The 24,063-nt window shown below is 63.9% G+C and carries 26 protein-coding genes; 9 read left to right on the forward strand and 17 right to left on the reverse strand.

Annotation, left to right across the window (positions count from 1 at the left end; all coding sequences use genetic code 11):
- Positions 1–122: 122 nt before the first annotated feature.
- The 8 genes from CJU94_RS16220 to CJU94_RS16255 form a co-directional block, all read right to left on the reverse strand.
- Positions 123–1,508, reverse strand: coding sequence for a replicative DNA helicase (locus CJU94_RS16220; RefSeq protein ID WP_006048827.1), 1,386 nt, complete (start codon positions 1,506–1,508; stop codon positions 123–125).
- 134 nt (positions 1,509–1,642) lie between these two features.
- Positions 1,643–2,095, reverse strand: a complete 453-nt coding sequence (gene rplI, locus CJU94_RS16225; RefSeq protein ID WP_095419559.1) for a 50S ribosomal protein L9 — start codon at positions 2,093–2,095, stop codon at positions 1,643–1,645.
- A 27-nt stretch (positions 2,096–2,122) separates the two neighbouring features.
- Positions 2,123–2,398 (reverse strand): 30S ribosomal protein S18, encoded by a 276-nt coding sequence (rpsR, locus tag CJU94_RS16230; RefSeq protein WP_007182109.1) that lies wholly within the window; start codon positions 2,396–2,398, stop codon positions 2,123–2,125.
- Positions 2,399–2,400: 2 nt separating this feature from the next.
- Positions 2,401–2,700 (reverse strand): primosomal replication protein N, encoded by a 300-nt coding sequence (gene priB / locus CJU94_RS16235; RefSeq protein WP_007182110.1) that lies wholly within the window; start codon positions 2,698–2,700, stop codon positions 2,401–2,403.
- A 50-nt stretch (positions 2,701–2,750) separates the two neighbouring features.
- Positions 2,751–3,125 (reverse strand): 30S ribosomal protein S6, encoded by a 375-nt coding sequence (gene rpsF, locus CJU94_RS16240; protein WP_006048823.1) that lies wholly within the window; start codon positions 3,123–3,125, stop codon positions 2,751–2,753.
- Positions 3,126–3,407: 282 nt separating this feature from the next.
- Entirely contained in the window at positions 3,408–4,334 is a 927-nt protein-coding gene (locus CJU94_RS16245; protein ID WP_095419560.1) for an anti-sigma factor family protein, read from the reverse strand.
- Entirely contained in the window at positions 4,324–5,061 is a 738-nt protein-coding gene (locus CJU94_RS16250) for an RNA polymerase sigma factor (protein ID WP_095419561.1), read from the reverse strand. The genes CJU94_RS16245 and CJU94_RS16250 overlap by 11 nt, the downstream gene beginning before the upstream one ends.
- Before the next feature lie 133 nt (positions 5,062–5,194).
- The gene (locus CJU94_RS16255; protein ID WP_095419562.1) at positions 5,195–6,109 is read right to left on the reverse strand and encodes a LysR family transcriptional regulator; all 915 of its coding nucleotides are present in this window, start codon (positions 6,107–6,109) and stop codon (positions 5,195–5,197) included.
- Positions 6,110–6,271: 162 nt separating this feature from the next.
- Here CJU94_RS16255 and gcl point away from each other — a divergent pair, with 162 nt between their 5' ends.
- The 4 genes from gcl (at position 6,272) to CJU94_RS16280 (ending at position 10,939) form a co-directional block, all read left to right on the forward strand.
- The gene (gcl, locus tag CJU94_RS16260; RefSeq protein WP_095419563.1) at positions 6,272–8,047 is read left to right on the forward strand and encodes a glyoxylate carboligase; all 1,776 of its coding nucleotides are present in this window, start codon (positions 6,272–6,274) and stop codon (positions 8,045–8,047) included.
- A gap of 106 nt (positions 8,048–8,153) precedes the next feature.
- Positions 8,154–8,963 carry a hydroxypyruvate isomerase gene (hyi, locus tag CJU94_RS16265; RefSeq protein WP_095419564.1) on the forward strand — a complete coding sequence of 270 codons (810 nt, stop codon included), beginning with the start codon at positions 8,154–8,156 and terminating at the stop codon, positions 8,961–8,963.
- A gap of 95 nt (positions 8,964–9,058) precedes the next feature.
- Complete coding sequence (locus tag CJU94_RS16270) at positions 9,059–9,967, forward strand: 2-hydroxy-3-oxopropionate reductase (RefSeq protein WP_095419565.1); 909 nt, start codon at positions 9,059–9,061, stop codon at positions 9,965–9,967.
- A gap of 576 nt (positions 9,968–10,543) precedes the next feature.
- Positions 10,544–10,939 carry a DUF3597 domain-containing protein gene (locus tag CJU94_RS16280; protein ID WP_095419567.1) on the forward strand — a complete coding sequence of 132 codons (396 nt, stop codon included), beginning with the start codon at positions 10,544–10,546 and terminating at the stop codon, positions 10,937–10,939.
- Between the two features lie 160 nt (positions 10,940–11,099).
- Here the strand turns inward: CJU94_RS16280 and CJU94_RS16285 are convergent, their stop codons facing one another.
- The 6 genes from CJU94_RS16285 to CJU94_RS16310 form a co-directional block, all read right to left on the reverse strand.
- Positions 11,100–12,143 (reverse strand): asparaginase, encoded by a 1,044-nt coding sequence (locus CJU94_RS16285; RefSeq protein WP_095420396.1) that lies wholly within the window; start codon positions 12,141–12,143, stop codon positions 11,100–11,102.
- 78 nt (positions 12,144–12,221) lie between these two features.
- The gene (locus tag CJU94_RS16290) at positions 12,222–13,148 is read right to left on the reverse strand and encodes a CysB family HTH-type transcriptional regulator (protein ID WP_091794591.1); all 927 of its coding nucleotides are present in this window, start codon (positions 13,146–13,148) and stop codon (positions 12,222–12,224) included.
- Positions 13,149–13,237: 89 nt separating this feature from the next.
- Positions 13,238–14,296 carry a sulfate/molybdate ABC transporter ATP-binding protein gene (locus tag CJU94_RS16295; RefSeq protein WP_095419568.1) on the reverse strand — a complete coding sequence of 353 codons (1,059 nt, stop codon included), beginning with the start codon at positions 14,294–14,296 and terminating at the stop codon, positions 13,238–13,240.
- Positions 14,296–15,345 carry a sulfate ABC transporter permease subunit CysW gene (gene cysW / locus CJU94_RS16300; RefSeq protein WP_208645322.1) on the reverse strand — a complete coding sequence of 350 codons (1,050 nt, stop codon included), beginning with the start codon at positions 15,343–15,345 and terminating at the stop codon, positions 14,296–14,298. The genes CJU94_RS16295 and cysW overlap by 1 nt, the downstream gene beginning before the upstream one ends.
- A complete protein-coding gene (cysT, locus tag CJU94_RS16305) occupies positions 15,342–16,235 on the reverse strand; it encodes a sulfate ABC transporter permease subunit CysT (protein WP_095419569.1) in 894 nt (297 codons plus the stop codon). Before cysT ends, cysW begins: the two co-directional genes overlap by 4 nt.
- 136 nt (positions 16,236–16,371) lie before the next feature.
- Positions 16,372–17,412: a sulfate ABC transporter substrate-binding protein gene (locus tag CJU94_RS16310; protein ID WP_095419570.1), complete on the reverse strand. Its 1,041-nt coding sequence runs from the start codon at positions 17,410–17,412 to the stop codon at positions 16,372–16,374.
- 315 nt (positions 17,413–17,727) lie between these two features.
- On the opposite strand from CJU94_RS16310, the gene lexA reads away from it, so the two are divergent.
- The 3 genes from lexA (at position 17,728) to CJU94_RS16325 (ending at position 19,592) form a co-directional block, all read left to right on the forward strand.
- Positions 17,728–18,378 (forward strand): transcriptional repressor LexA, encoded by a 651-nt coding sequence (gene lexA / locus CJU94_RS16315; protein WP_095419571.1) that lies wholly within the window; start codon positions 17,728–17,730, stop codon positions 18,376–18,378.
- A gap of 119 nt (positions 18,379–18,497) precedes the next feature.
- Positions 18,498–18,842: a hypothetical protein gene (locus tag CJU94_RS16320; RefSeq protein WP_095419572.1), complete on the forward strand. Its 345-nt coding sequence runs from the start codon at positions 18,498–18,500 to the stop codon at positions 18,840–18,842.
- 96 nt (positions 18,843–18,938) lie between these two features.
- A complete protein-coding gene (locus CJU94_RS16325; RefSeq protein WP_095419573.1) occupies positions 18,939–19,592 on the forward strand; it encodes a DUF2939 domain-containing protein in 654 nt (217 codons plus the stop codon).
- A 64-nt stretch (positions 19,593–19,656) separates the two neighbouring features.
- Here CJU94_RS16325 and CJU94_RS16330 read toward each other — a convergent pair whose 3' ends face one another.
- On the reverse strand, positions 19,657–20,121 hold the full coding sequence (locus CJU94_RS16330; protein ID WP_091794608.1) for a universal stress protein: 465 nt from the start codon (positions 20,119–20,121) through the stop codon (positions 19,657–19,659).
- A gap of 280 nt (positions 20,122–20,401) precedes the next feature.
- Between CJU94_RS16330 and nodI the strand changes: the two genes are divergently transcribed.
- Positions 20,402–21,316 carry a nodulation factor ABC transporter ATP-binding protein NodI gene (gene nodI / locus CJU94_RS16335; RefSeq protein ID WP_095419574.1) on the forward strand — a complete coding sequence of 305 codons (915 nt, stop codon included), beginning with the start codon at positions 20,402–20,404 and terminating at the stop codon, positions 21,314–21,316.
- 88 nt (positions 21,317–21,404) lie between these two features.
- Positions 21,405–22,232, forward strand: a complete 828-nt coding sequence (locus CJU94_RS16340) for an ABC transporter permease (RefSeq protein WP_095419575.1) — start codon at positions 21,405–21,407, stop codon at positions 22,230–22,232.
- Between the two features lie 82 nt (positions 22,233–22,314).
- On the opposite strand, the gene CJU94_RS16345 is transcribed toward CJU94_RS16340, so the two are convergent.
- On the reverse strand, positions 22,315–22,737 hold the full coding sequence (locus CJU94_RS16345; protein WP_095419576.1) for a hypothetical protein: 423 nt from the start codon (positions 22,735–22,737) through the stop codon (positions 22,315–22,317).
- Positions 22,738–23,090: 353 nt separating this feature from the next.
- Positions 23,091–24,053 (reverse strand): LysR family transcriptional regulator, encoded by a 963-nt coding sequence (locus CJU94_RS16350; RefSeq protein ID WP_095419577.1) that lies wholly within the window; start codon positions 24,051–24,053, stop codon positions 23,091–23,093.
- Positions 24,054–24,063: the final 10 nt, after the last annotated feature.

Consider the following 24,063-nt stretch of genomic DNA (forward strand, 5'->3'; position numbering starts at 1 on the left):
CCCGAAAATTGGTCACATAATGGCTGACATAAAACCGCCACATTGTACCGTTGCGAGACCCACGCCGCACTTCTGGAAGCGCCGTTACAACGGCGCCTCAGTTATCGCTTCACTTTTTCCGCTTATTCCCCGTAGAAATTCTGCGCGCCGGCAAAATTGTCGAACTTCGTGAATTGGCCGTGGAACGTGAGCCGAACAGGTCCGATCGGACCATTCCGCTGCTTGCCGATGATAATCTCGGCCGTGCCTTTGTCCGGACTGTCCGGGTTGTAGACTTCGTCGCGGTAAATGAACAGGATCACGTCGGCATCCTGCTCGATAGCGCCGGATTCTCGCAGGTCCGACATGATCGGCCGCTTGTTGGGACGCTGCTCGAGACCGCGGTTGAGCTGCGACAAAGCGATCACGGGTACGTCGAGTTCCTTGGCGAGGCTTTTCAGCGAACGCGAGATTTCCGAGATTTCGGTCGCGCGGTTTTCGCCTGACGACGATCCGCTCATCAGCTGCAGGTAGTCGATGATGATCAAGCCCAGCTTGCCGCATTGGCGCGACAGCCGGCGTGCGCGCGAGCGCAATTCCATCGGGTTCAGGCCGCCGGTTTCGTCGATGAAAATCTGCGCCTCGCTCATTTTCTGCACGGCGTGCGTGAGCTTCGGCCAATCCTCGTCGGTCAGGCGCCCGGTTCGCATGCGGTGCTGATCCAGCCGCCCGACCGAGCCGAGCATACGCATGGTAAGTTGCGAACCCGGCATTTCCATCGAGAACACCGCGACCGGCAAGCCGTACTCGACCGCCACGTATTCGCCGATATTCATGGAAAACGCCGTTTTACCCATCGACGGACGGCCCGCGACGATGATCAGCTCGCCGCCGTGCATGCCGGACGTCATGCGGTCCAGATCGACGAAGCCGGTCGGCGTGCCGGTCACGTCGCTCGGATTGGCGGTGTGGTACAGCGTGTCGATCCGCTCGACGACCTCCGTGAGCAACGGCCCGATTTCGAGGAAGCCCTGTGTGCCGCGCGCACCGTCTTCGGCAATCGAAAACACCTTCGATTCGGCCTCGTCCAGCAACTGGCGGACTTCTTTGCCCTGCGGGTTGAAAGCGTCGGCCGAGATTTCGTCGGCGACGGAGACCAGCCGGCGCAGCACCGCCCGGTCGCGCACGATTTCCGCATAGCGCCGGATGTTGGCCGCGCTCGGCGTGTTCTGCGCCAACGCATTCAGATAGGCCAGACCGCCGACCTCTTCGGCCTTGCCCGAGGTGCCGAGCGCCTCGTACACGGTAATCACGTCGGCCGGACGCGTGGCCGCGATCAGCTTGCCGATATGCTCGAAGATGATGCGGTGGTCATAGCGGTAAAAATCGCTCTGCGACAGAAAATCCGCGATGCGGTCCCACGCGGCATTGTCGAGCAGCAGGCCGCCCAGCACCGATTGCTCGGCCTCGATCGAATGCGGCGGGACTTTCAGCGACTCGAGTTGGGGATCTTTGGACGGTGCGTTCATGGAGAGGAATTATCAGGTAATCGGGCGGCTGCGGCGAGCAGGAAAACTAAAAAAAACGGGCACAAAAAAAGCAGGGGCCGGTTACCCGGCCCCTGCCTTTCGCCAGCAACATCCTGGCAAATACTACCTGATGCTTAGACGTGTTCGCCGATCACAGCCACCGTCACATCGACGAGAACGTCGGTGTGCAGCGAGATCTGAACCGCGTGTTCGCCAACCAGCTTCAGCGGGCCTTCCGGCAGACGCACTTGCGCCTTTTCCACTGCGAAACCTTGCTTGACCAGGGCTTCAGCGATGTCCGCGTTCGTCACCGAGCCGAACAGGCGGCCGTCGACGCCAGCCTTCTGATTGATCTGAACCGTCGAGCCACCCAGCTTTTCGCCTTGGGCGGTAGCAGCAGCCAGCTTTTCAGCGGCGATCTTTTCGAGTTCTGCGCGGCGCACTTCGAATTCAGCCAGGGCTTCTTTCGTTGCACGGCGAGCTTGCTTGTTCGGGATCAGGAAGTTACGTGCGTAACCGTCCTTGACCTTCACGATATCGCCCAGGTTGCCCAGATTGACGACTTTTTCCAGAAGAATAATTTGCATTCGGAGACTCCTTATCGCGTCGTCGGGTTAGGCCTTGTGCTGGTCGGTGTACGGCACCAGCGCGAGGAAACGTGCGCGCTTGATTGCCGTGTCCAGCTGGCGTTGATAGTGCGACTTCGTACCCGTGAGACGCGCCGGCGTGATCTTGCCGTTTTCGCCGATGAAGTCCTTCAGCGTTTCGAGGTCTTTGTAGTCGATGTGATCGACGCCAGCGGCCGTGAAACGGCAGAACTTCTTGCGCTTGAAGAGCGGATTCTGTTGCTGACGACGCTTGTCGAATTTCTTACCAGTCGGGCGGGGCATGTTCAGTCCTTTCCAATGTCCTGCAATGCTGTGATGTGAAATACCAGAGTTCTTGCGTTGCGGTGCTTTTTCGCCAGAAAGCCTGTGAAGAGCGTTTCCACGCCCATCTGACAGCTTTCAAGCTTACCGCTCGCCTCGCCTGCGGCTACCGCCTGCATGGTCAGTTCGACTTGCCGGGCAATGCCGGCTTCGACGACTTCCGTGCGGTGGTGCAACGTGCAGCCTGCAATCGGAACGCCGGCGGGGGTGTACCGCACCGGTTCGCGTTCGACGACGCTGGCCGTGAGTTGCAGCCGGTTCATGATGCCTTTGGCTTGAACGACGCTGAATCTGGTAGCTTAAATAGTGTGTCTTAAGCCTGCGCTTCGGACGGTTGCGTAGCAGCCGACTTCTTGGCTTCTTCGCGCTGCACTTCCTTCATCATCGGCGACGGGCCGGTTTCGGCCTTCTTCATCTTGACGATCAGGTGACGCAGAACGGCGTCGTTGAACTTGAATGCGTGTTCCAGCTCGTCGAGCGTGGTTTGGTCGCATTCGATGTTCATGCAGACGTAGTGAGCCTTCGCGAGTTTCTCGATCATGTAGGCCAGTTGGCGACGGCCCCAGTCTTCGATACGGTGGATCTGGCCACCGTGCGAGGTGATCGTGCTCTTGTAACGCTCGATCATGGCGGGCACTTGCTCGCTCTGATCGGGATGCACGATAAAGACGATTTCATAATGACGCATACACACTCCTTGTGCTGACTTTTGGATAGAAGCCACCCGGGCGTCGGAACCGGTGTGGCAAGTGAGAAGCCAAAGAGTGTAACCCGAATGGGGCCGGGTTGCAAGATATCCCGTTGTTGCGGCGCGCGAATCGGGTGTGTTTTCAAGGGTTTAGGCGGTCGCGGGCCGGGCCGCAATACCGCCACTCGTGCGCGCAAGCCCCGACCCGCGCCGGCAAATCCCGGCCGGCCCGCACCGCGCAGCCCGGCGGCCGCCCGGGGTTGCCCGGCGGCCGTTTGCAGTCTACGAGCCGGTTTCCGTACGCTCGCTGCCGCTTTGCAGGCGCGCCTTCAACGCCACTTCCAGCCCCTTGAGCGCATCCGGCGCCGCGTCCGAGATCGCCCACCAGGTCATGCCTTCCGCGTCCCAGTGCGCGATCGAGTAGCCTTCTCGACCGAGCGTGGCCGGCGCCGCGCCGTCCGTGTTCCGGCCCGCGCCGGCCTGCGGAAACACGTACACGTCGATCACATGCTTCTGGTAGCGGTACACCAGCACGGCCACCCGCTGATGCGCGAGGTAGTCCAGACGCCCGCCTTCCAGCGCGAAGCCGCTCGCCGCCAGATCCTCGACCGGCGGCGAATAGTCGAGCCGGCCGTTGAACCACGGCTTGACGGTATGGCGATCCGTCGAAATCACGTCGATGTCGCGCCCCGACACCTGCGCGCGCACATGGCTTTCCACCAGTTCGTCGGTGAACGGCCCGAAGTCGGCCGGCCGCCGCAGGTTCAACGCCACGCCCGCCGCCACCGCGCACAACGCGACGACCAGCGCCACCCGCCAGCCGCGCGCAAACACAACGCCCGACCCGCCCGCGCCCGCCGGCCAGCCGGCGCCGCCTTGCGGGGCGCGCCAGCCATCCAGCAAACGGTCGAGCCAGCCGCGCCGCGCACGTTCGCGCGGCGGCGTCGCGACGCTCGCCAACGGCGCTTCGGCCGCGGCGGCCGGCTCATCGACAGACGGCAATCCGGCGACGATACGCTCGCGCAGCGACTGCGGCGCACGATGATAAGGCGCCGCGCGCAGCGCGCCGCTGATGGCCCGCAAGTTCGCGCTTTCGAGCCGGCAGGCGGCGCAGCTCTCGATATGCTGCTGAACGCGCCGGGCATCCGGCGCGGGCAATTCGTGATCGGCGTTCGCGTCGAGGAGCGGCCGCGCTTCGTTACAGTCCATCTGGCGTCTCCTGAGCGTTGCCGGCGGCGCTGCCGCCTGGCGTGTTGAGTGACCGGCCGTTGGCGGACGCCCGTAACGGGGTCACGCTCGCCGTGGCCGATTTGCTTGCGCCGGGCGCCGCCGCGCACGGCGACGAGCGGTGCGGCGGCGCCGCGCCTCCCTGCTTCTGCGTCAGCAGCGCGGCGAGCTTGCGGCGCCCCCGCGCGAGCCGGGACATCACCGTGCCGATCGGCACGTCCGCCACCAGCGCGATCTCCCGATAGCCCATCTCCTCCAGTTCCCGCAGCATCAGCACTTCCCGATACTCGACCGGCAGTTGCGCGAGCGCTTCGTGCACGAGCTTCGTATCCTCGTCGCGGATCAGAAGCGCCTGCGGATCGGCGCCGCCCACGCTCCAACCATCGAAGGACGTGTCGTCCATGGTGTCGTCGAACTCCACTGTTTCGTGCGACGACGCCCGCCGCCGCCATTCCGTGTACCAGGTGCGGCGCACGATCGCCAGCAGCCACGGCCGCGCCGAGTCGCCGCGAAAGGTGTCGAAGAAGCGAAACGCGCGCATGAAGGCTTCCTGCACGACGTCGTCGGCATCGTTGGCGTTGCCGCACAGCCAGCGCGCAAGGTTGTACGCGGCGTCGAGGTGCGGCAGCGCCATCTGCTGAAAGCGCCGGCTCCTCGCTGCGTCGGTCTCGCCGTGCGCGCGGGCAGGATCTGAATCGGTCTGGACCACCTCGGCCCTCCAGGGCATTGCGGGCTATGCGAATTCGCTCGTCGTAACAGTCTCTACAGCACATGACCGGGCATCTGCCGAGTTTATTCCCGCCGCCGCCGCGAGTCCGCAAAAAGCGCGATCGGGCCGCCGGCTAGTAAGCCGGACGGTTCCAGTAGTCCGCGCTGGCGTACACCTCTTTCAGGTAGTCGATGAAGTACCGCACCTTGGCCGGCACATACCGCTGCTGCGGGTAGACCGCGAGAATGTCGTAGTCGGGCAGCGCGAACTCGTCGAGCACTGTTTCCAGTTCACCGCGCGCCAGTTGCTGCTGGATTTCCCATGTGGAGCGCCAGCCGAGCCCGAGCCCTTCCGACACCCAGCGGTGCAACAGCTCGCCGTCGTTGCAGTCGAGCGTGCCGCCCACCCGCACCGTCGCCAGCTTGCCGTTGCGGCGGAAGTACCAGCCGCGGTTCTGCCCGCCTTGCAGGTTGAACGCCAGACAGTTGTGCTGCGGCAGGTCTTCGAGCGTTTTCGGCCTGCCGTGCCGGCGGAAGTATTCCGGCGTGCCGCACACCACGCGCCGGTTCGACGCCAGCTTGACCGCGACGAAATTCGGATCGACCGCGCCGCCGATGCGGATCGACAGATCGTACCCCTCGCGCACCAGATCCACGACCCGGTCGGTCAGATTGAACGACACCTGCAATTCCGGCTTGTCGGCGAGGAACGCCGGGGCAAGCGGCGCGACGTGCTTGCGGCCGAACGCGGCCGGCGCCGACACGATCAGATGGCCGTTGATCGCGCGCCGCCCGGCGCTCAGTTCGTTTTCCGCCTGGTCCCATTCGGTGAGAAGCCCGCGGCAGCGCTCCAGAAAGGCGGCGCCGTCTTCGCTTACCACCAGCCGGCGCGTCGAACGGTACATCAGTTTCACGCCGAGACGCTTTTCCAGCGCGTCGATGCGGCGGCCGAGAATCACCGGGGACACGCCCTCTTCCAGCGCGGCCGCCGCGAGGCTGCCGGCATCCGCGACGCGCACGAAGGTTTCGATCTGTTTGAAGCGGTCCATGTTTGCCTCCTGCTTGTCGGGGCGCCGGGCGCCGCGTGGGTCATTCCATACTTTTTGTTTCGAAATAAGCGACCCAGACTGATCTTATCAAACCTTTAGGTCAGGCCTAAAGTGCACTCAACACCTTTATTTCGCCAATTCCCCGCCATTCAGGAGACATTCATGGCCAAGATGAGAGCCGTCGACGCAGCCGTGCTGGTGCTCGAAAAAGAAGGCATCGACACCGCATTCGGCGTTCCGGGCGCAGCGATCAACCCGTTCTACTCGGCCATGCGCAAGGCAGGCAACATCAGCCACGTGCTGGCCCGCCACGTCGAAGGGGCCTCGCACATGGCCGAAGGCTATACGCGCGCTCAACCGGGCAACATCGGCGTGTGTATCGGCACGTCGGGCCCCGCCGGCACCGATATGATCACCGGTTTGTACTCGGCTCAGGCCGACTCCATTCCTATTCTCGCTATCACGGGCCAGGCGCCGCGCGCGCGTTTGTACAAGGAAGACTTCCAGGCCGTCGACATCGAGTCGATCGCCAAGCCGGTCACCAAGTGGGCCGTCACCGTGCGTGAGCCGGCGCTGGTGCCGCGCGTGTTCCAGCAGGCCTTCCACCTGATGCGCTCGGGCCGTCCGGGTCCGGTGCTGGTCGATCTGCCGATCGACGTGCAGCTCGCCGAAATCGAATTCGACATCGACACGTACGAACCGCTGCCGGTCTACAAGCCCAAAGCGACGCGCAAGCAGATCGAAGCGGCGCTCACCTTGCTCAACAACTCGGACAAGCCGCTGATCGTCTCGGGTGGCGGCGTGCTGAACGCAGCCGCTGAAGACCTGCTCGTCACGTTCGCCGAAACCATCGGCGTGCCGGTGATCCCGACGCTGATGTCGTGGGGCGCGATTCCCGACGACCATCCGCTGATGGCCGGCATGGTCGGCCTGCAAACCTCGCACCGCTACGGCAACGCGACGATGCTCGCCTCCGACTTCGTGCTCGGCATCGGCAATCGCTGGGCGAACCGTCACACGGGCAGCGTCGAGGTCTATACGAAGGGCCGCAAGTTCGTGCATGTGGACATCGAACCGACGCAGATCGGCCGCGTGTTCGGGCCGGATCTGGGCATCGTCTCGGATGCGAAGGCCGCGCTCGAACTGTTCGTGGAAGTGTCGAAGGAATGGAAAGCCGCGGGCAAGCTGAAGGATCGCAGCGCATGGGTCGCCGACTGCCAGGAACGCAAGCGCACGATGCATCGCAAGACGCACTTCGACAACGTGCCGATGAAGCCGCAGCGCGTCTACGAAGAGATGAACCAGGTGTTCGGCCGCGATACGTGCTACGTGAGCACGATCGGTCTCTCGCAGATCGCCGGCGCGCAATTCCTGCATGTGTACAAGGCGCGCAACTGGATCAACTGCGGCCAGGCCGGCCCGCTCGGCTGGACGATTCCGGCGGCGCTCGGCGTGCGCGCGGCCGATCCGCAACGTCCGATCGTGGCGCTCTCAGGCGACTACGACTTCCAGTTCATGATCGAAGAACTGGCAGCCGGCGCGCAATTCAAGCTGCCGTACGTGCATGTGGTGGTGAACAACTCGTACCTCGGCCTGATCCGCCAGGCACAGCGCGCGTTCGACATGGACTTCTGCGTGCAACTCGGTTTCGAGAACATCAACTCGCCGGAAACGAACGGCTATGGCGTGGACCACGTCGCCGTCGCGCAAGGTCTGGGCTGCAAGGCAATCCGCGTGTTCAAGCCGGAAGAGCTGAAGCCCGCGCTGCAGAAAGCGCAGGCGATGCTCTCCGAGTTCAACGTGCCGGTGATCGTCGAAGTGATTCTCGAACGCGTGACCAACATTTCGATGGGCACCGAGATCGACGCGATCAACGAGTTCGAAGAGCTGGCCACGACGCGCGAAGACGCACCGACCGCGATCAGCATGCTCGACTGAGTTGCCTGACGCATCGAAACGATGAACCTGAAGTGAGCGCGGTTCAGCGGCACCGAACCGCCTCACGAAGCCATTCCACTGACCGACCAGAAGAGACTGACGCACCATGCCGAAATTCGCAGCGAACCTCACCATGCTGTTCAACGAAGTCCCGTTCCTCGACCGCTTCGCGGCCGCTGCCGACGCGGGCTTCCACGCCGTCGAATTCCTGTTTCCGTATCCCTACCAGATCGCCGAATTGAGCGAACGTCTGCAGCAGAACCGCCTGAAGCTGGTGCTGCACAACCTGCCCGCGGGCAACTGGGAAGCCGGCGAGCGCGGCATCGCATGTCTGCCGGATCGCGTGAGCGAGTTCCAGGAAGGCGTGGGCCGCGCGATCGAGTACGCGAAGGCGCTGAAGGTGCCGCAACTGAACTGCCTCGTCGGCATTCCGACGGCCGGCGTCGATGCGGACAAGGCACGCTCGACCATTGTCGAGAACCTGCGCTTCGCCGCGGGCGAGTTGAAAAAGGCCGGCATCAAGCTGCTGGTCGAACCGTGCAATTCCTACGACATTCCGGGCTTCGCACTGAATCGCTCGGGCGAAGGGCTCGACGTGATTCGCGCAGTCGGTTCGGATAATCTGTTCCTGCAATACGACATCTATCACATGCAACGGATGGAAGGCGAACTCGCGGCGACTATCAGAAAGAACCTGCCGCAGATCGCGCACATCCAGCTCGCCGACAATCCGGGCCGCAACGAACCGGGCACAGGCGAAATCAACTACCCGTTCCTGTTCGATCTACTCGACTCGCTCGGCTACGACGGCTACGTCGGTTGCGAATACAAACCGCGCGCGACCACTACCGCCGGCCTCGGCTGGATTCAGAGCGTGGCCGGGCAGACCCGCGGCGCAGCCCACGCCGCCGCCTGAGCGCCGCCTTGCTTCATTGATCGGCCGGATCAGGCGCTTCACGCCCCGAAACAAGTCCCCGTGGGGACTGCATACAACACTGGAGATTCAGACTCATGGCAAAGATCGGTTTCATCGGCCTCGGCATCATGGGCGCGCACATGGCGCGCAACCTCATCAAGGGCGGCCACTCGCTGTTCGTGAATGGCGCGTACCCGGTGCCGGAAGATCTGGGCAAGACGACGAGCGTCGTCGCGAATTCGACCGCTGTCGCGCAGGCCGCCGACATCGTCATCATCATGGTGCCGGACACGCCTGACGTGGCCAACGTGCTGTTCGCCGACGACGGCGTCGCCGCCGGCCTCACGAAGGGCAAGCTCGTGATCGACATGAGCTCGATCTCGCCGCTCGACACGCAGGCGTTCGCGAAGAAAATCAACGCGCTGGGCGTCGACTATCTGGACGCGCCGGTCTCCGGCGGCGAAGTCGGGGCGCGCGAAGCGACGCTGACGATCATGGTGGGCGGTCCGGAAAAAACCTTCGCCACCGCCAAGCCGCTGTTCGAACTGATGGGCAAGAACATCTCGCTGATCGGCGAGAACGGCGCGGGTCAGACCTGCAAGGTCGCGAACCAGATCATCGTCGCGCTGAACATCGAAGCCGTGGCCGAAGCGCTGCTGTTCGCCTCGCGCTCGGGCGCCGATCCGGAACGCGTGCGCAAGGCGCTGATGGGCGGCTTCGCGTCGTCGCGGATTCTCGAAGTGCACGGCGAGCGCATGACGAAGCGCACCTTCAATCCGGGCTTTCGCATCGAGCTGCATCAGAAGGATCTGAACCTCGCACTCGACGGCGCGCGCAAGCTCGGCATCGCGCTGCCGCATACGGCGAGCGCGCAGCAACTGTTCAGCGTGTGCGCGGCGAATGGCGGCAAGGCCTGGGATCACTCGGCAATGGTGCGCGCGCTCGAAATCATGGCGAACTACGAAGTCGCGCAAGCGCCGGACAGCGAAGCCAAGGCAGCTTAAGGCAGCATCAGGCAACTTAAGCAGTAACACGGACTGCCGTGATCGTTGCGTGATCAACGTCATGGCGGTTGCAGGTGGGGCGCCCGGTTCGTCGTGCGACAGGCACGGCTAAACGGGCAAATCGTGCCGCTCTGGGCTGAGAGCGGCAAGTGGGGTCCGCAGCGGCACCCGGCGGCGCCGGGGAAGCCTTGGTCGGTCAGACGTCGTCGTCGGGTGTCCGGCTGTCGGATTTCATGCTTTACCAATGCTTATGCTTTTTCGGCCAAACTCTCGCAGCGGGTGCATCATGCAAGCCGCCTGCCCGCACCGCGCCTTGCAGCGCCGCTCGCTGCCGTGCTCGCAAGCCCGCTTGCATTTGCTTGCAACTCCGCGCCCTCGGCTCGACCTTTTTTGACACATCGGTCCGCCCTTTTCTCCTACACTCGTTAAGTCTGGTTGCGGGCGTGTCGGCGTTCAAGCGCAGCTTGCCGATCGTGGCAACGCCTGTCCTCTGCTTCATTCGCCCGATTCCCAGCCAGTGTTCAACCCGTGAGCGGCATGTGCTTGCGCCAGTAACCTATCTGCAAAGGATTCAGAATGAGCATCTTTGGTGACATCGTACATAAGCTCTTTGGCAAAGCGAAACCGGACCAGCCTGCACCGGCTGTCGAGCCGACGCCGGATCCGGCCGCCGCGCAAGCTGCCGCACCGGCGGCTGCGCCCGCGCCGCTCGCCGACGTCGACGTCGCTGCCGTCATGGACCAGTTCGTGAGCGAGAGCGGGCAAACGCTGAACTGGCGCACCTCGATCGTCGACACGCTGAAAGCGCTCGGCGTCGACAGCAGCCTCGATCATCGCAAGCAGCTCGCCAAGGAGCTGAACTTCACCGGCGACACGAACGATTCGGCGAGCATGAACATCTGGCTGCACAAACAGGTCATGCAAGCGCTGGCGGCGAACGGCGGCAAGTTGCCGCCGGATCTGGCGAACTAAGCGCCGGCGCACACCGCCCGTTGCGGGCGGCAGCGATCAGCCTCGAGCGGAAACGACAACGCGGCGCCCGGGTCGACAACCTGGGCGCCGCGTTGTTCATTTAAACATCATCTGCGGGACACGCCTCTGACTTCACAGCGGGCCGTTCGCGCTCAATCCATCAGTACGTGTCGAAAGTCTTTTGCAGCGCCACCGGACCCGTGGCGCCCGCGGCCAACGCCAGCATCAGCAGCACGCGCGCCTTGTACGGGTTCAGCGAACCCGCGCTGACGAAACCGAGCGCATCGTCGGCGGCCGCGCCGTTGCGCATCACATGCCCGGAGCCCACGCGCGACGCCCGCACCACCGCCACGCCTTGCGAGGCGGCATCGGCCAGCGCTTGCTGGACCGAGGTGTGAATCGAGCCGTTGCCGGTGCCGGCCACGACGATACCGCGCACGCCGGCCGTCACCAGCGCGTCGACGGCAATGCGCGAGACGCCTGCGTAACTCACCACGATCTCCACGTGCGGCCACTTCGCGCCGATCACGAATTCAGTGGCGAGCGTATGCGCACGCACCACGCTGCGCTGGAATTCGACGCGGCCGTCCTGCACCCAGCCGAGTGCGCCGATTTCAGGCGAATGGAATGCATCGACCGCGTAGGTGCTCGTCTTCACCACGTCGCGCGCGCTATGAATCCTGTTGTTGAAGGCCACCAGCACGCCCTGCCCGCGAGAGCCCGCGTGCGCCGCGACCGTCACCGCGTTCAGCAGATTCAGCGGACCGTCGGCGGACAGCGCCGAGGCCGGGCGCATGGCCGCCGTCAGCACGACCGGCTTGTCCGACTTGACGGTCAGATGCAGCAGGTAGGCGGTTTCTTCGAGCGTGTCGGTGCCGTGCGTGACCACCACGCCGTGGATGTCGTCGTCGGCGAGCAGCGTGTTGATGCGTTGCGCGAGCGCGGTCCACAGCGGCATCGCCATGTCCTTGCTGTCGACGCTGGCAATCTGCTCGGGCGCGATGCGCGCCACCGTGGACAAAGCCGGCACCGCGGCCAGCAATTGCTCGACGCCGACCACACCGGCCTGATAGCCGGACGTATTGGTGGCGTCCGCAGCCGCCCCGGCGATCGTGCCGCCGGTCGCCAGCACGGCAATGCGCGGCAGCGGCGGCGTGGCGCCTTCGTCCGGGGGTATGGCGGAGGAGGAAGTCAAAGTGTTCATGGCGGCGATTGTAAGCGATGCGCCGCGCGCCGCCATGCGTGAAGAAACTAATGGCCCGTCAACGGCCCGGCGCATCCATCAAACGGCTTCGCGCAACTGGGCGGCGATCTCCGCTTCGTTCAACTGCGGCGCGAACATCTCGATCAGCCGGTATGCGTATGCGCGCAGGAACGCGCCCTTGCGCAAACCGACCCGTGTGGTGCTGGCTTCGAACAGATGCTGCGTGTCGAGCGCGACCAGTTCCGTGTCGCGCTTCGGATCGTAGGCCATCGCCGCGACCACGCCAATGCCCATGCCGAGTTCGACATACGTCTTGATCACATCGGCGTCGATCGCGGTCAGCACGACGTCGGGCAAGGCGCCCGCTTTGGCGAACGCCTGGTCGATATGCGAGCGGCCCGTGAAATCCTGGTCGTACGTGACGATCGGAAATTCGGCGATCTCGTCGAGCGTCAGATTCGGCCGGCCCACCAGCGGATGATCCTTCGGCACGACCACCACGTGATGCCACGAATAGCACGGGAACGTGACGATATCCGGGAAGCGGTCGAGTGCTTCGGTGGAGATGCCGATGTCGGCTTCGCCATTGATGATCATCTGCGCGATCTGTTGCGGGCTGCCCTGGCGCAGCGCCAGATGCACCTTCGGGAACACCTCGGTGAATTGGCGGATCACCTTCGGCAGCGCGTAACGCGCCTGCGTGTGCGTAGTCGCCACGACGAGGTGGCCGCTATCCTGATCCGCGTACTGGCGCGCGACGCGGCGCAGATTCTCGGCGTCGAGCAGCATCCGCTCGATCAGCTGATGCACCGCCTTGCCCGGCTCGGTGAGGCCCGTCAGACGCTTGCCGCGTCGAATGAAAATATCGACGCCGAGTTCGTCCTCCAGATCCTTGATCTGTTTCGACACACCTGATTGCGACGTGTACAGCACGTTCGCCACTTCGGTCAGATTCATGTTCTGACGCACGGCTTCGCGCACGAAGCGCAATTGCTGAAAATTCATCTGTATGTCTCCGGTTGGTCCAGAGTTGAGTTATTTGAGTTTGATTGAAACACCGAGTCGTACTACAGCGCGCCTGACCGCGCTCGCGCTCATTGCGCCGGGAACACGCGCAATGCACGCGGCACTGCCGTCACACCGTCGCCGATCGAGAGCTGCAGATCGCGCCACGCTTCCCGATCGAGCTCGGCTTCGAGCAGGTTGCCCTCGCGGCCCGCGAGTTCGACCCGCACCGAGCCGCCCAGCGTCACCACGCGCCGCACGTCGACCACGATGCCTTCGCGATGGCCCGACGCCTGCGGGTACAACTGCAGATCGTGCGGTCGCACATAGGCGAAGGCCGGGCCGCTGAAATCGGCCTTGATCGACACCGGCAGCGCCGCGCCGTCCACCACGAAACCGCTCGCGTCGACCTTGCCATGCAGACGGTTCGCCGCGCCCAGAAACTCGTAGACGAACGAGGTTTGCGGATGATCGTAGACATCCTGCGGACTGCCCACCTGCTCCACATGCCCGCGATTGAGCACGACGATACGGTCGGCCACTTCCAGCGCTTCTTCCTGGTCGTGCGTGACGAAGATCGTCGAGATATGCAGATCGTCGTGCAGGCGTCGCAGCCAGCTGCGCAGTTCCTTGCGCACCTTTGCATCCAGCGCGCCGAACGGTTCGTCGAGCAGCAGCACTTTCGGCTCGACCGCCAACGCGCGGGCCAGCGCGATACGTTGCCGCTGCCCGCCGGACAATTCCGACGGATAGCGTTGCGCGAGCCAGTCGAGCTGCACGAGCTTGAGCAGCTCATGCACCTTCTCGCGGATCACCGCTTCGGAAGGCCGCTCCTTGCGCGGCTTCACGCGCAAGCCGAACGCCACGTTCTCGAACACCGTCATATGACGGAACAGCGCGTAATGCTGGAACACGAAACCCACTTCCCGCTCGCGCGCGCCGACCGTCGCCACGTCCTGGCCTTGCAGCTCGACCTGGCCCCCGTCCGCGTATTCGAGCCCGGCGATCACGCGCAGCAAGGTGGTCTTGCCACAACCGGACGGCCCGAGCAGCGCAACCAGTTCACCCGGCGGAAAGTCGAGCGTGACGTTATCGAGCGCGACGAAATCGCCGAAGCGCTTCTGCAGGTTACGAACGGTGATACCCATTACAGCTCTCCTTGCTTGAGCGGGTGTTGCTGCGATGCATGCGTTGTGTGTGATGCGTGTGTTGCACTGGCCGGCGCCGTGACAGGACCGGCATACGCGGGCACGTCCCGCGCGGCCGACAGTTCCGCCGACATATGGCGCTCGGCGAGCAGCTTCAGGCCGAGCGTCACGAGCGCGAGCAGCGCCAGCACCGACGCCACGGCGAACGCCGCCGAGAAGTTGTATTCGTTGTAGAGAATTTCGACGTGCAGCGGCATCGTGTCGGTCTGGCCGCGAATATGGCCCGAGACCACCGACACCGCGCCGAACTCGCCCATTGCCCGCGCGTTGCACAGAATCACGCCATACAGCAGGCCCCATTTAACGTTGGGCAGCGTGACGCGGCGAAAGGTCTGCCAGCCCGACGCGCCGAGCACGTGGGCGGCTTCTTCTTCGTCGTTGCCTTGTGCCTGCATGAGCGGAATCAGCTCACGCGCGACGAACGGGAACGTCACGAAAATGGTCGCCATCACGATGCCCGGCACCGCGAAAATGATCTGGATGTTGTGGTCTTGCAGCCACGGGCCGAACCAGCCCTGCGCGCCGAACATCAACACATAGATCAAGCCCGAGATCACCGGCGACACCGAGAACGGCAGATCGATCAACGTGGTCAGCAGCGCCTTGCCGCGGAATTCGAACTTGGCGATACACCACGAAGCCGCGAGGCCGAACACGAGGTTCAGCGGCACGGCGATCGCGGCGGTGATCACGGTCAGCTTGATCGCCGAGAGCGCGTCCGGGTCGGCGAGCGATTCCAGATAGAAACCGAGCCCCTTGTTCAGCGCCTGATAAAAGACGGCGACGAGCGGCACCACCAGGAACAGCGCGAGAAACAGCAGCGCGACGCCGGTCAGAATCCAGCGCACGAGCGGCGGCTCGGTGACCGGGTCGGGACGGCGCGCGACATTCAGCGGCGCGCGCGGCGCCACCGCCACGGCGTGATTCACGCCGCTCGCGCCATTCGCGCTATTGGCGGCGGCCACGTCATTCACGGTTCGGCGGCTCATTGCACACCTCCGCCGATTGCCGCGACGCTGGCGGCGGGCACCGGGCCCGCGCCGCCGCGGCTCGTGCGGCGCTGCAGATACCACTGCAAGGTGTTGATCAGGAGCAGCATCAGGAACGACACGACCAGCATCACCACCGCCAGCGCCGTGGCGCCCGCGTAGTCATATTGCTCGAGCTTCGTGATGATGAGGAGCGACGTGATTTCCGACTTCATCGGCACATTGCCGGCTATGAAGATCACCGAGCCGTATTCGCCGAGCGCGCGCGCGAATGCCAGCGCAAAGCCCGTCAGCAGCGCCGGAAACACCGCCGGCAGCACCACGCGGCGAAACGTCAGCCAGCGCGAGGCGCCCAGGCACGCCGCCGCTTCTTCCTGTTCGCGTTCGAACTCTTCGAGCACCGGCTGCACCGTGCGCACGACGAACGGTAGGCCGATGAACGTCAGCGCGACCAGCACGCCCGCCGGCGTAAAAGCGATTTTCAGGCCGAGCGGTTCGAGAAACTGCCCGATCCAGCCATTGCCCGCGTACACGGCCGCGAGCGAAATGCCGGCGACCGAAGTCGGCAACGCGAACGGCAGATCGACCACCGCATCGACGATGCGCTTGAACGGAAACGAGTAGCGCACCAGCACCCACGCCACCAGAAAGCCGAACACCGCGTTGATCAGCGCGCCGCCGAGCGCGGAAAAGAACGTCAGGCGATACGACGCGAGCACGCGCGGCGAGCTCACCGCGCGCACGAACTGGCTCCAGTCGAGCGTCGCGGTTTTCAGAAAGGTCGCCGCAAGCGGAATCAGCACCACGAGGCTCAGATAAGCCACCGTGATGCCGAGTGTCAGGCCAAAACCGGGTAAGGCGCTCGGCTTTCGGAAGGTCAACGTCGTCATGCTCGTTACTCGTTCAGGTTGATGCTCGTGTTGCCGGCCGCCGGCCCTGGCTGGCCAAAAGCGCGCCCCTGGGGCGCGCTCGGGAGTGACGCGTTACCGCATCCGTTTGCCGATGCCCTGGCGGGCAGTGGCTGTGTTACTGCGGCTGATAGATCGAATCGAATACACCGCCGTCGGCAAAGTGCGTCTTCTGCGCGTTGGTCCAGCCGCCGAACGAATCGTCCACCGTGTACAGCTTCAGCTTCGGAAACTTGGCGGTCAGCTCGGCCGGCACCTTGTTCGAACGCGGACGGTAGAAGTTCTTCGCCGCGATCTCCTGGCCCTGCTCGCTATAGAGGAAGTTCAGATAGGCTTCGGCGAGCTTGCGCGTGCCGTGCTTGTCCACCACCTTGTCCACCACCGCAACCGGCGGCTCCGCCAGAATGCTGACCGACGGCACGACGATCTCGAACTTCTCCGGGCCGAACTCCTTCAGCGACAGAAAGGCTTCGTTTTCCCATGCGATCAGCACGTCGCCGATACCGCGTTGCACGAAGCTGGTGGTCGCGCCGCGCGCGCCCGAATCCAGCACGCCGGCATTCTTGTAGAGCTTGCCGACAAATTCCCTCGCCTTCTGATCGTTGCCGCCCGGCTGATGCTCCGCATATGCCCAGGCCGCGAGGTAGTTCCAGCGCGCGCCGCCCGACGTCTTCGGGTTCGGTGTGACGATCGACACACCCGGCTTGATCAGGTCGTCCCAATCCTTGATGTGCTTCGGGTTGCCCTTGCGCACCAGAAACACGATCGTCGACGTGTACGGCGACGCGTTATCCGGCAGACGCTTCTGCCAGCCCTTGTCCAGCAAGCCCTTGTTGGCCAGGGCGTCGATGTCGTAAGCGAGCGCGAGGGTCACGACGTCGGCCTGCAGACCGTCGAGCACCGAGCGCGCCTGCGCGCCGGAGCCGCCGTGCGACTGCTTGAAGGTGATCGTCTCGCCGGTCTTCGCCTTCCATTCCTTGCCGAACGCCTGGTTGACGTCCTGATAAAGCTCGCGAGTCGGGTCGTAGGACACGTTCAGCAGTGTCGTGTCCGCTGCGTGCGCCTGCGCCATCACGCCGAGCGCGCCCGCCGCGCCCAGAGCGAGTGCCGCGATGAGTCGCTTCGTCTTGCCCGCCAGCCCCGTACCTTGGTGATTCATGTCAACTTTCTCCGCGTTGTAGTTCGCTGAAACCGCATATGGTGTTCCTCGGCGTCGCGGTCACGTGCACATGAGCCCCAACTCGGAGGCCAGTCTATCGAAGGGCTTTCATCATTAAAAATAATGTTTCTTCATTCTTTAATACGCAAAAGTGGTAATGACAGCTGGATAAGGCGTTGCGGCACGAAAACGGGTGTTGGAACGTCGCTTGACGACGCTCTAGCGCCACCCTTCAGCACGAACTTAAAGTAAAGCTTGAATTGCGCCGAATACTGTATAAAAATACAGTCACCTGTTCATACATACAGTGGCGCCATGACCAAACTCACCGCACGACAGCAGCAGGTTTTCGATCTGATCCGCAGGGCTATCGAACGCACCGGCTTTCCGCCCACCCGCGCGGAGATCGCCGCCGAACTGGGCTTCAGCTCGGCCAACTCGGCAGAAGAACATCTGCGCGCGCTCGCCCGCAAGGGCGTGATCGAGCTCGCGGCCGGCGCGTCGCGCGGCATCCGCCTGCTGGCCGGCCCGGAAGATTCGCCGCACCAGTTCACGTTGCCGCACGCCAGCATCATGCAACTGTCGCTGCCGCTGATCGGGCGGGTTGCCGCGGGTAGTCCGATCCTCGCGCAGGAACATATCTCGCAGCACTACGCGTGCGACCCGGCGCTGTTCTCGAGCAAGCCCGATTACCTGCTGAAGGTGCGCGGGCTGTCCATGCGCGACGCGGGCATCTTCGACGGCGACCTGCTCGCGGTGCAAAAGAAGAGCGAAGCCAAAGACGGCCAGATCATCATTGCCCGGCTGGGCGACGACGTCACGGTCAAGCGCCTGAAGCGCCGGCCGAACGGACTCGAACTGATCGCCGAGAACCCCGATTACGAAAACATCTTCGTTGAAACCGGCAGTGCGGAGTTCGCGCTGGAAGGGATCGCCGTGGGGCTGATCCGCCCCGGCGAGTTTTAAGCGGCTTGCTGCCGGGCGGCTGGGTTCAGGCGCCTTGGTCCAAGCCCCCTTCTTGCCCGTTCGACAGCATAAAAAGCCGCGCCAACGCCGCATCAACGTTGCATCGTCTGGAGAGTCTCATGGAACGTCTTGCCCGCCTGTTGCCTTTTCGCCAGTTCGGTCGTCTGCGCCATCTTCGCAAGCTGGTGCCCTGCTCATTGATCGAGGCGTCCACGGCCAGCACGCCGTCGCTGTTCGACTCGCCCGCCGGTGTGTCGAGCCTGCCATCGTCGTTGCCGGCGTTTGCCCGCGTGTCGCTGAACTCGGGCTTGAATACGGCCGAGCCGGCGCGTCGCGCACCGGTGCGTGTCTATCACGGGCCGTCGCGTCTCATCATGGTCGGAACGGTAGACGCGGTGTGCCGCATGATCGATCGCTGCATCGCCGACGAAACGAACGTCCACGGCGCGGTATTCGAGTCTTGATGGATGGTCTGGCGGGCGGCGATACGGCATCGCACGGGATCGTTTTCGCGTGGCCGCAGTCCACGTTAGATCACACCTGAAGGAGAGTCCCGTTCGATGGCAGTTCCGAAACACATCAAGGGCGGCGCCACCCGGCCGCTAGTCGTCACGCTAATCGTGATCCTGGTGATCGCTGCGCTCGGGTTCGCGTACGCGTCACCCTATATCGCGCTGAACAATCTCAAACGCGCGGCCGACGCGCGCGACGTGCAAACGGTCAATCAATACGTCGACTTTCCCGCGTTGCGTGAGAGTCTGAAGCAGCAGGTCACCGGCTTGTTGACACGCCGGCTCGACGCGCACAGCAACGGCAACCCCCTCGCCGCTATTGGCGCAATGATCGGCGTCGCGTTGATTGGTCCACTCGTGGATGCCTACGCCACACCGGACGGCGTGGCGGCCCTGCTGAACGGCATGCCGCCGCGCGGCGATCCGGGCGAGCGGCCGCCCGCGCCGCCTGCCGCGAACCCGCCGCCGGACGCCGGCGCGCCCTCACCGGCACCGGCCGCGCCAGCGGCGCCTGCCACCGCCAACGCGGGCAACGACAACGCTACGCCGGCGCAACCGCCGCAAACCACAGCGGGCTATCGCGGCCTCAACGAATTCGTCGTCACCTACCAGCATGGCGCCGGCGACGCGCGTTATTCGGCCATCTTCCAGCGCGAGGGTGTTTTCACCTGGAAGCTGGCCGCGGTCAACCTGAACGAGTGATTGCCTGATGTCGTCGGGCCCGGGCAGCCGGCCCGTCGAACACGCACGCGATCACCACCGCCTGTCAAGCCGCCGCTTGCTGCTGCTCCTGCGCGGAAGAACACGCCACCAGAATGCTGCATGACACACGGTCGAGCAGCGGCGTATTGCCCGCGCCCATCCACCATCGTGACAGACCGGTGCGGCAACGGTGGCCGACCACGACCAGGTCGACATGCAATTCGTTGGCGAGGTTGGCAATCTCGTCGATCGGATGGCCGAACGCGAAATGCCCTTGTGCGCTCACGCCGCGCTCGGTGAGCCAGTCCACGCCTTCCTGGAGGATGTCGCGGGCGGTCTTTTCGAAACTGCCGCAAGCGACATCGGTCAGCAGGCCCGCACTTTGCGCAATGCTCGAACGCATGTCGACGACCGACAACAAATGCGTTTCCGCTTTCAGATCCAACGCCAGGTCGGCGCCGCAACGCAATGCTTTGCGGCCTTCGCGCGAGCCGTCGTAGCACAGCAGGATTTTCTGGTAGCTCGCCATGATTTTTCTCCCTTCGCGCGGGACGCGCGATCTGAATGAATCATGGTGCGCCGCAATTCAGGTTGCAAGGGATGGAAAACGCTAACTGTCCGCTCATTGAGCGCGCGCCAGGCCCTAAACCGGTGCGCGCGCCGCCAGGCTTGTCCACGGGTCGATGCCGCAGTGCAAGAAACCCGCGCGGGCAGGCGGGGCGCGCACCAACGCTGCCCCGCCGATGCCCTAGAATAGGCGGCCTTCCCGGCCATTCAACCACGTCTGTTTCCGGAGACTCGTTCGATCCATGCCTGAAGCCGCCATCGAATTTCACGAGGTCAGAAAAAGCTACGGCGAGAAAACGGTCGTCGACGGACTGTCGTTTCATGTGAACGCCGGCGAATGCTTCGGCCTGCTCGGTCCGAACGGCGCCGGCAAGACCACCACGCTGCGCATGCTGCTCGGCATCGCCACACCGGACGCGGGCACGATCCGCCTATGCGGCGAACCGATCCCTGGCCGCGCGCGCGTGGCGCGAGCGCGTGTCGGCGTCGTGCCTCAGTTCGACAATCTCGACCCCGACTTCACGGTGCGTGAAAACCTGCTGGTGTTCGGCCGCTACTTCGGCTTGAACGCCGCGCAATGCCGTGCGATGGTGCCGCCGCTGCTCGAATTCGCCCGACTCGAAAGCAAGGCGGACGCGCGCGTGAGCGAGCTGTCCGGCGGCATGAAGCGGCGCCTGACGCTGGCGCGCGCGCTCGTCAACGACCCCGACGTGCTGATCATGGACGAGCCGACCACCGGCCTCGATCCTCAGGCGCGGCATTTGATCTGGGAGCGGCTGCGCTCGTTGCTCGCGCGCGGCAAGACCATTTTGCTGACCACGCACTTCATGGAAGAAGCCGAACGGCTCTGCCACCGGCTATGCGTGATCGAGGAAGGGCGCAAGATTGCCGAAGGCGCGCCGAGCGAGCTGATCGCCTCCGAGATCGGTTGCGACGTGATCGAGATTTTCGGACCCGATCCGGTTGCGTTGCGCGATGAACTGGCGCCGCTCGTCGAGCGCACCGAGATCAGCGGCGAGACGCTGTTCTGCTACGTCAGCGACGCGCAACCGGTGCATGCGCGGCTCAAGCAGCGCGCGGACCTGCGCTATCTGCACCGGCCGGCGAATCTGGAAGATGTGTTCCTGCGGCTCACCGGCCGCGAGATGCAGGACTAGTGGCGCATGGATACCGGCATCGCACGCAACGCGCTGGCGCTATAACGACAAAGGACGTCCCTTCGTGGGACACCGCACGAGACACATCATGGACGCACGTACTTACGAACCGCCGGGTGACACCCCGTCGAAACAGGAAACTCTCGCCGCCTTTCCCGCGAACGCGACCAACTGGATCGCCGTGTGGCGCCGCAACTATCTGGTGTGGAGAAAACTCGCGATTGCCTCGATGTTCGGCAATCTCGCCGATCCCATGATCTATCTGTTCGGCCTCGGCTTCGGGCTGGGGCTGATGGTCGGCCATGTCGACGGCGTGTCGTATATCGCCTTTCTGGCGGCGGGCACGGTGGCCTCGAGCGTGATGATGTCGGCGAGTTTCGAGTCGATGTATTCGGGCTTTTCGCGCATGCACGTGCAGCGCACATGGGAAGCGATCATGCATACGCCGCTCACGCTCGGCGACATCGTGCTCGGTGAAGTGATCTGGGCCGCCAGCAAGTCGATCCTGTCAGGCGCTGCAATCATGCTGGTGGCCGGCGCGTTGGGCTACGCGAATTTTCCGTCGATGCTGCTGGCGCTGCCGGTCATCGTGCTGACCGGGCTCGCGTTCGCGAGCATCGCCATGGTCGTCACGGCGCTCGCGCCTTCGTACGACTTTTTCATGTTTTACCAGACCCTGGTGTTGACGCCGATGCTGCTGCTGTCCGGCGTATTCTTTCCGGTCTCGCAGCTGCCCGCCGTCGCGCGCGGCGCCACCGCGGTATTGCCGCTCGCGCACGCCGTGGAGCTGATGCGGCCGGCCATGCTGGGGCGGCCCGTCGAGCATGCACTGATGCATGTGGCCGTGCTGGCGGTCTACGCGGTGGGAGGATTTGTGGTGTCGGCTATCCTGTTTCGACGCAGGATGATGAACTAGGCTTGTGCTTGCGATACAACCCCAGGCGCTGACGCCTCCTCAATACATGTCGATATCAGCGCCTGTCGCGACTCGGGCCCGTTCAGTCCTCGTCGTCCGTCCACGGAATATCCACGTCAGAAATAAACGCTACCGTCGCGAACGGCCCGCCGTCCTGACGGCCGATCTTGCCGTCGGCGCGCTGCCATTCGACACGGAACATCGTGGCCGGATCGTCGGCGATCAGTCGAACCGTGCGAACCTCGTCCGGATCGGCTTCTTCCACCGGACCGTCGAGCGAGATCTGCAATTCCTGCGGCCATAGGCCATCGGCCGGATCATAGATCCTGTCGCCGTCGGGAATCAGCGTGAAGGCTTCCACGCCGATCGTCGCCGACGCCTCCACGATCATCTTGCCCAACGCACGCAGCAATGCTGTCGCTCGCGCCGAATTCGCCTGACGGATGGCAAGATCCCCGCGCGTCAGCGCCTGCTCAAGTTTTGGGTTTGTTTTTTGTTGCGCCATTCGATGTCCTGAGTTCCTATCGCTCTGTTGTGGACGGCGCGCTGCATCGAGCGCGCGCCGCTCTCCATTTTTCGGGCTGAATCCTACCACTGCTGTCGCCGAAGAGACGCCCATCCTGGCGTGCACTGCAACATTGGCCGGCGCTTTCAGCCCGCCCCGTTCACCACAGTTTAGGTCGTGATTCATGTTCCGGCAGGGACATTTACCTCTCGATCGGCGCGCAATGGATCGCTATCGCACGCAGGCGACATGCTTTGCCCCAGCGCCCGCGACCATCCACGCTCGGCCGCGATCAACCGCGAACGCTGCGTTGCCGACCCGATGCCGTTCGAATGATCGGGGCCCTCGCGCCTTTAACGCATGCGTCTGCTTCGCTTCCGGACGGTCTTTTCAGCAGCGCCATCCGCAGGCTTCGGTCCCGCCATTTCCGCGATCAGATGGTCCCTGAAGGCCCGCACCGACGGCGGCAGTTCGCGCCCCGCCATGGTCTGCACCTGGATGCTGCGCTGGCGCATTTGCGGATGGGTGAGCGGCATCACGACGAAACCGTCGCCGGCATAACGGTCGCGCACGGACAGCAGGCCCGTGAACATGATCGCGCCGGACTTCTGCGCGTAACGATACATAGCGCCGCTGTTGTTGCAGGTGAGTTCGGGTTCGAGCAGGATGCCTTCGAGCGCACAGGTAATGTCGATCAATTGACGAATCGTCGTGCCGGGCTCGGGCAGCACCAGCGGATAGCGCTGCACATCGGCGAGCGATACCTTCGCGCGCGCGGCCAATGGATGATCCGCGCGCAACAGCGCCAGCACCGGCGCGCGTTCGGTGTGCTCGACCTTGACGCCTTTTTCCGGCGCGAGACTGAACGTCAACGCGAGATCGGCGTCGCCGTCGCGTACCCGGCGGGTCGCCTCGTCCGGCGACATCACCGAGAGCGTGAAGTCGATACCCGGATACTGAACCCGAAAAGCCGCCATCGCGGCGGGCAGGAAGTCGGCGGCGAATCCTTCGGAACTGGCCAGCTTGATCATGCTGCCGTGCAAGGTCTCAATGCCGCCGATCTCCTTCATCACATGCTCGGCCTCGAGCAGACTGCGCTGCGCGTACGCAAGCAGGCGCTCGCCGGCTTCGGAGAGCGCCATGCCGCGCGGGCGCCGCTCGAATAGCGCGACGCCCAATTCGCTTTCGAGCCGCGCCACCTGCCGACTGATTGCCGAGACGGCGACATGCAGCCGTGCGGACGCGTCGCTGATCGAGCCGGTACGCGCGACTTCGACGAAATAGCGCAGCGCGATGCCATGCAGCGAAAGTGCCATGAGTGGGTCC

Origin of the sequence: Paraburkholderia aromaticivorans (genome assembly GCF_002278075.1) — a bacterium.
GTDB lineage: Bacteria > Pseudomonadota > Gammaproteobacteria > Burkholderiales > Burkholderiaceae > Paraburkholderia > Paraburkholderia aromaticivorans.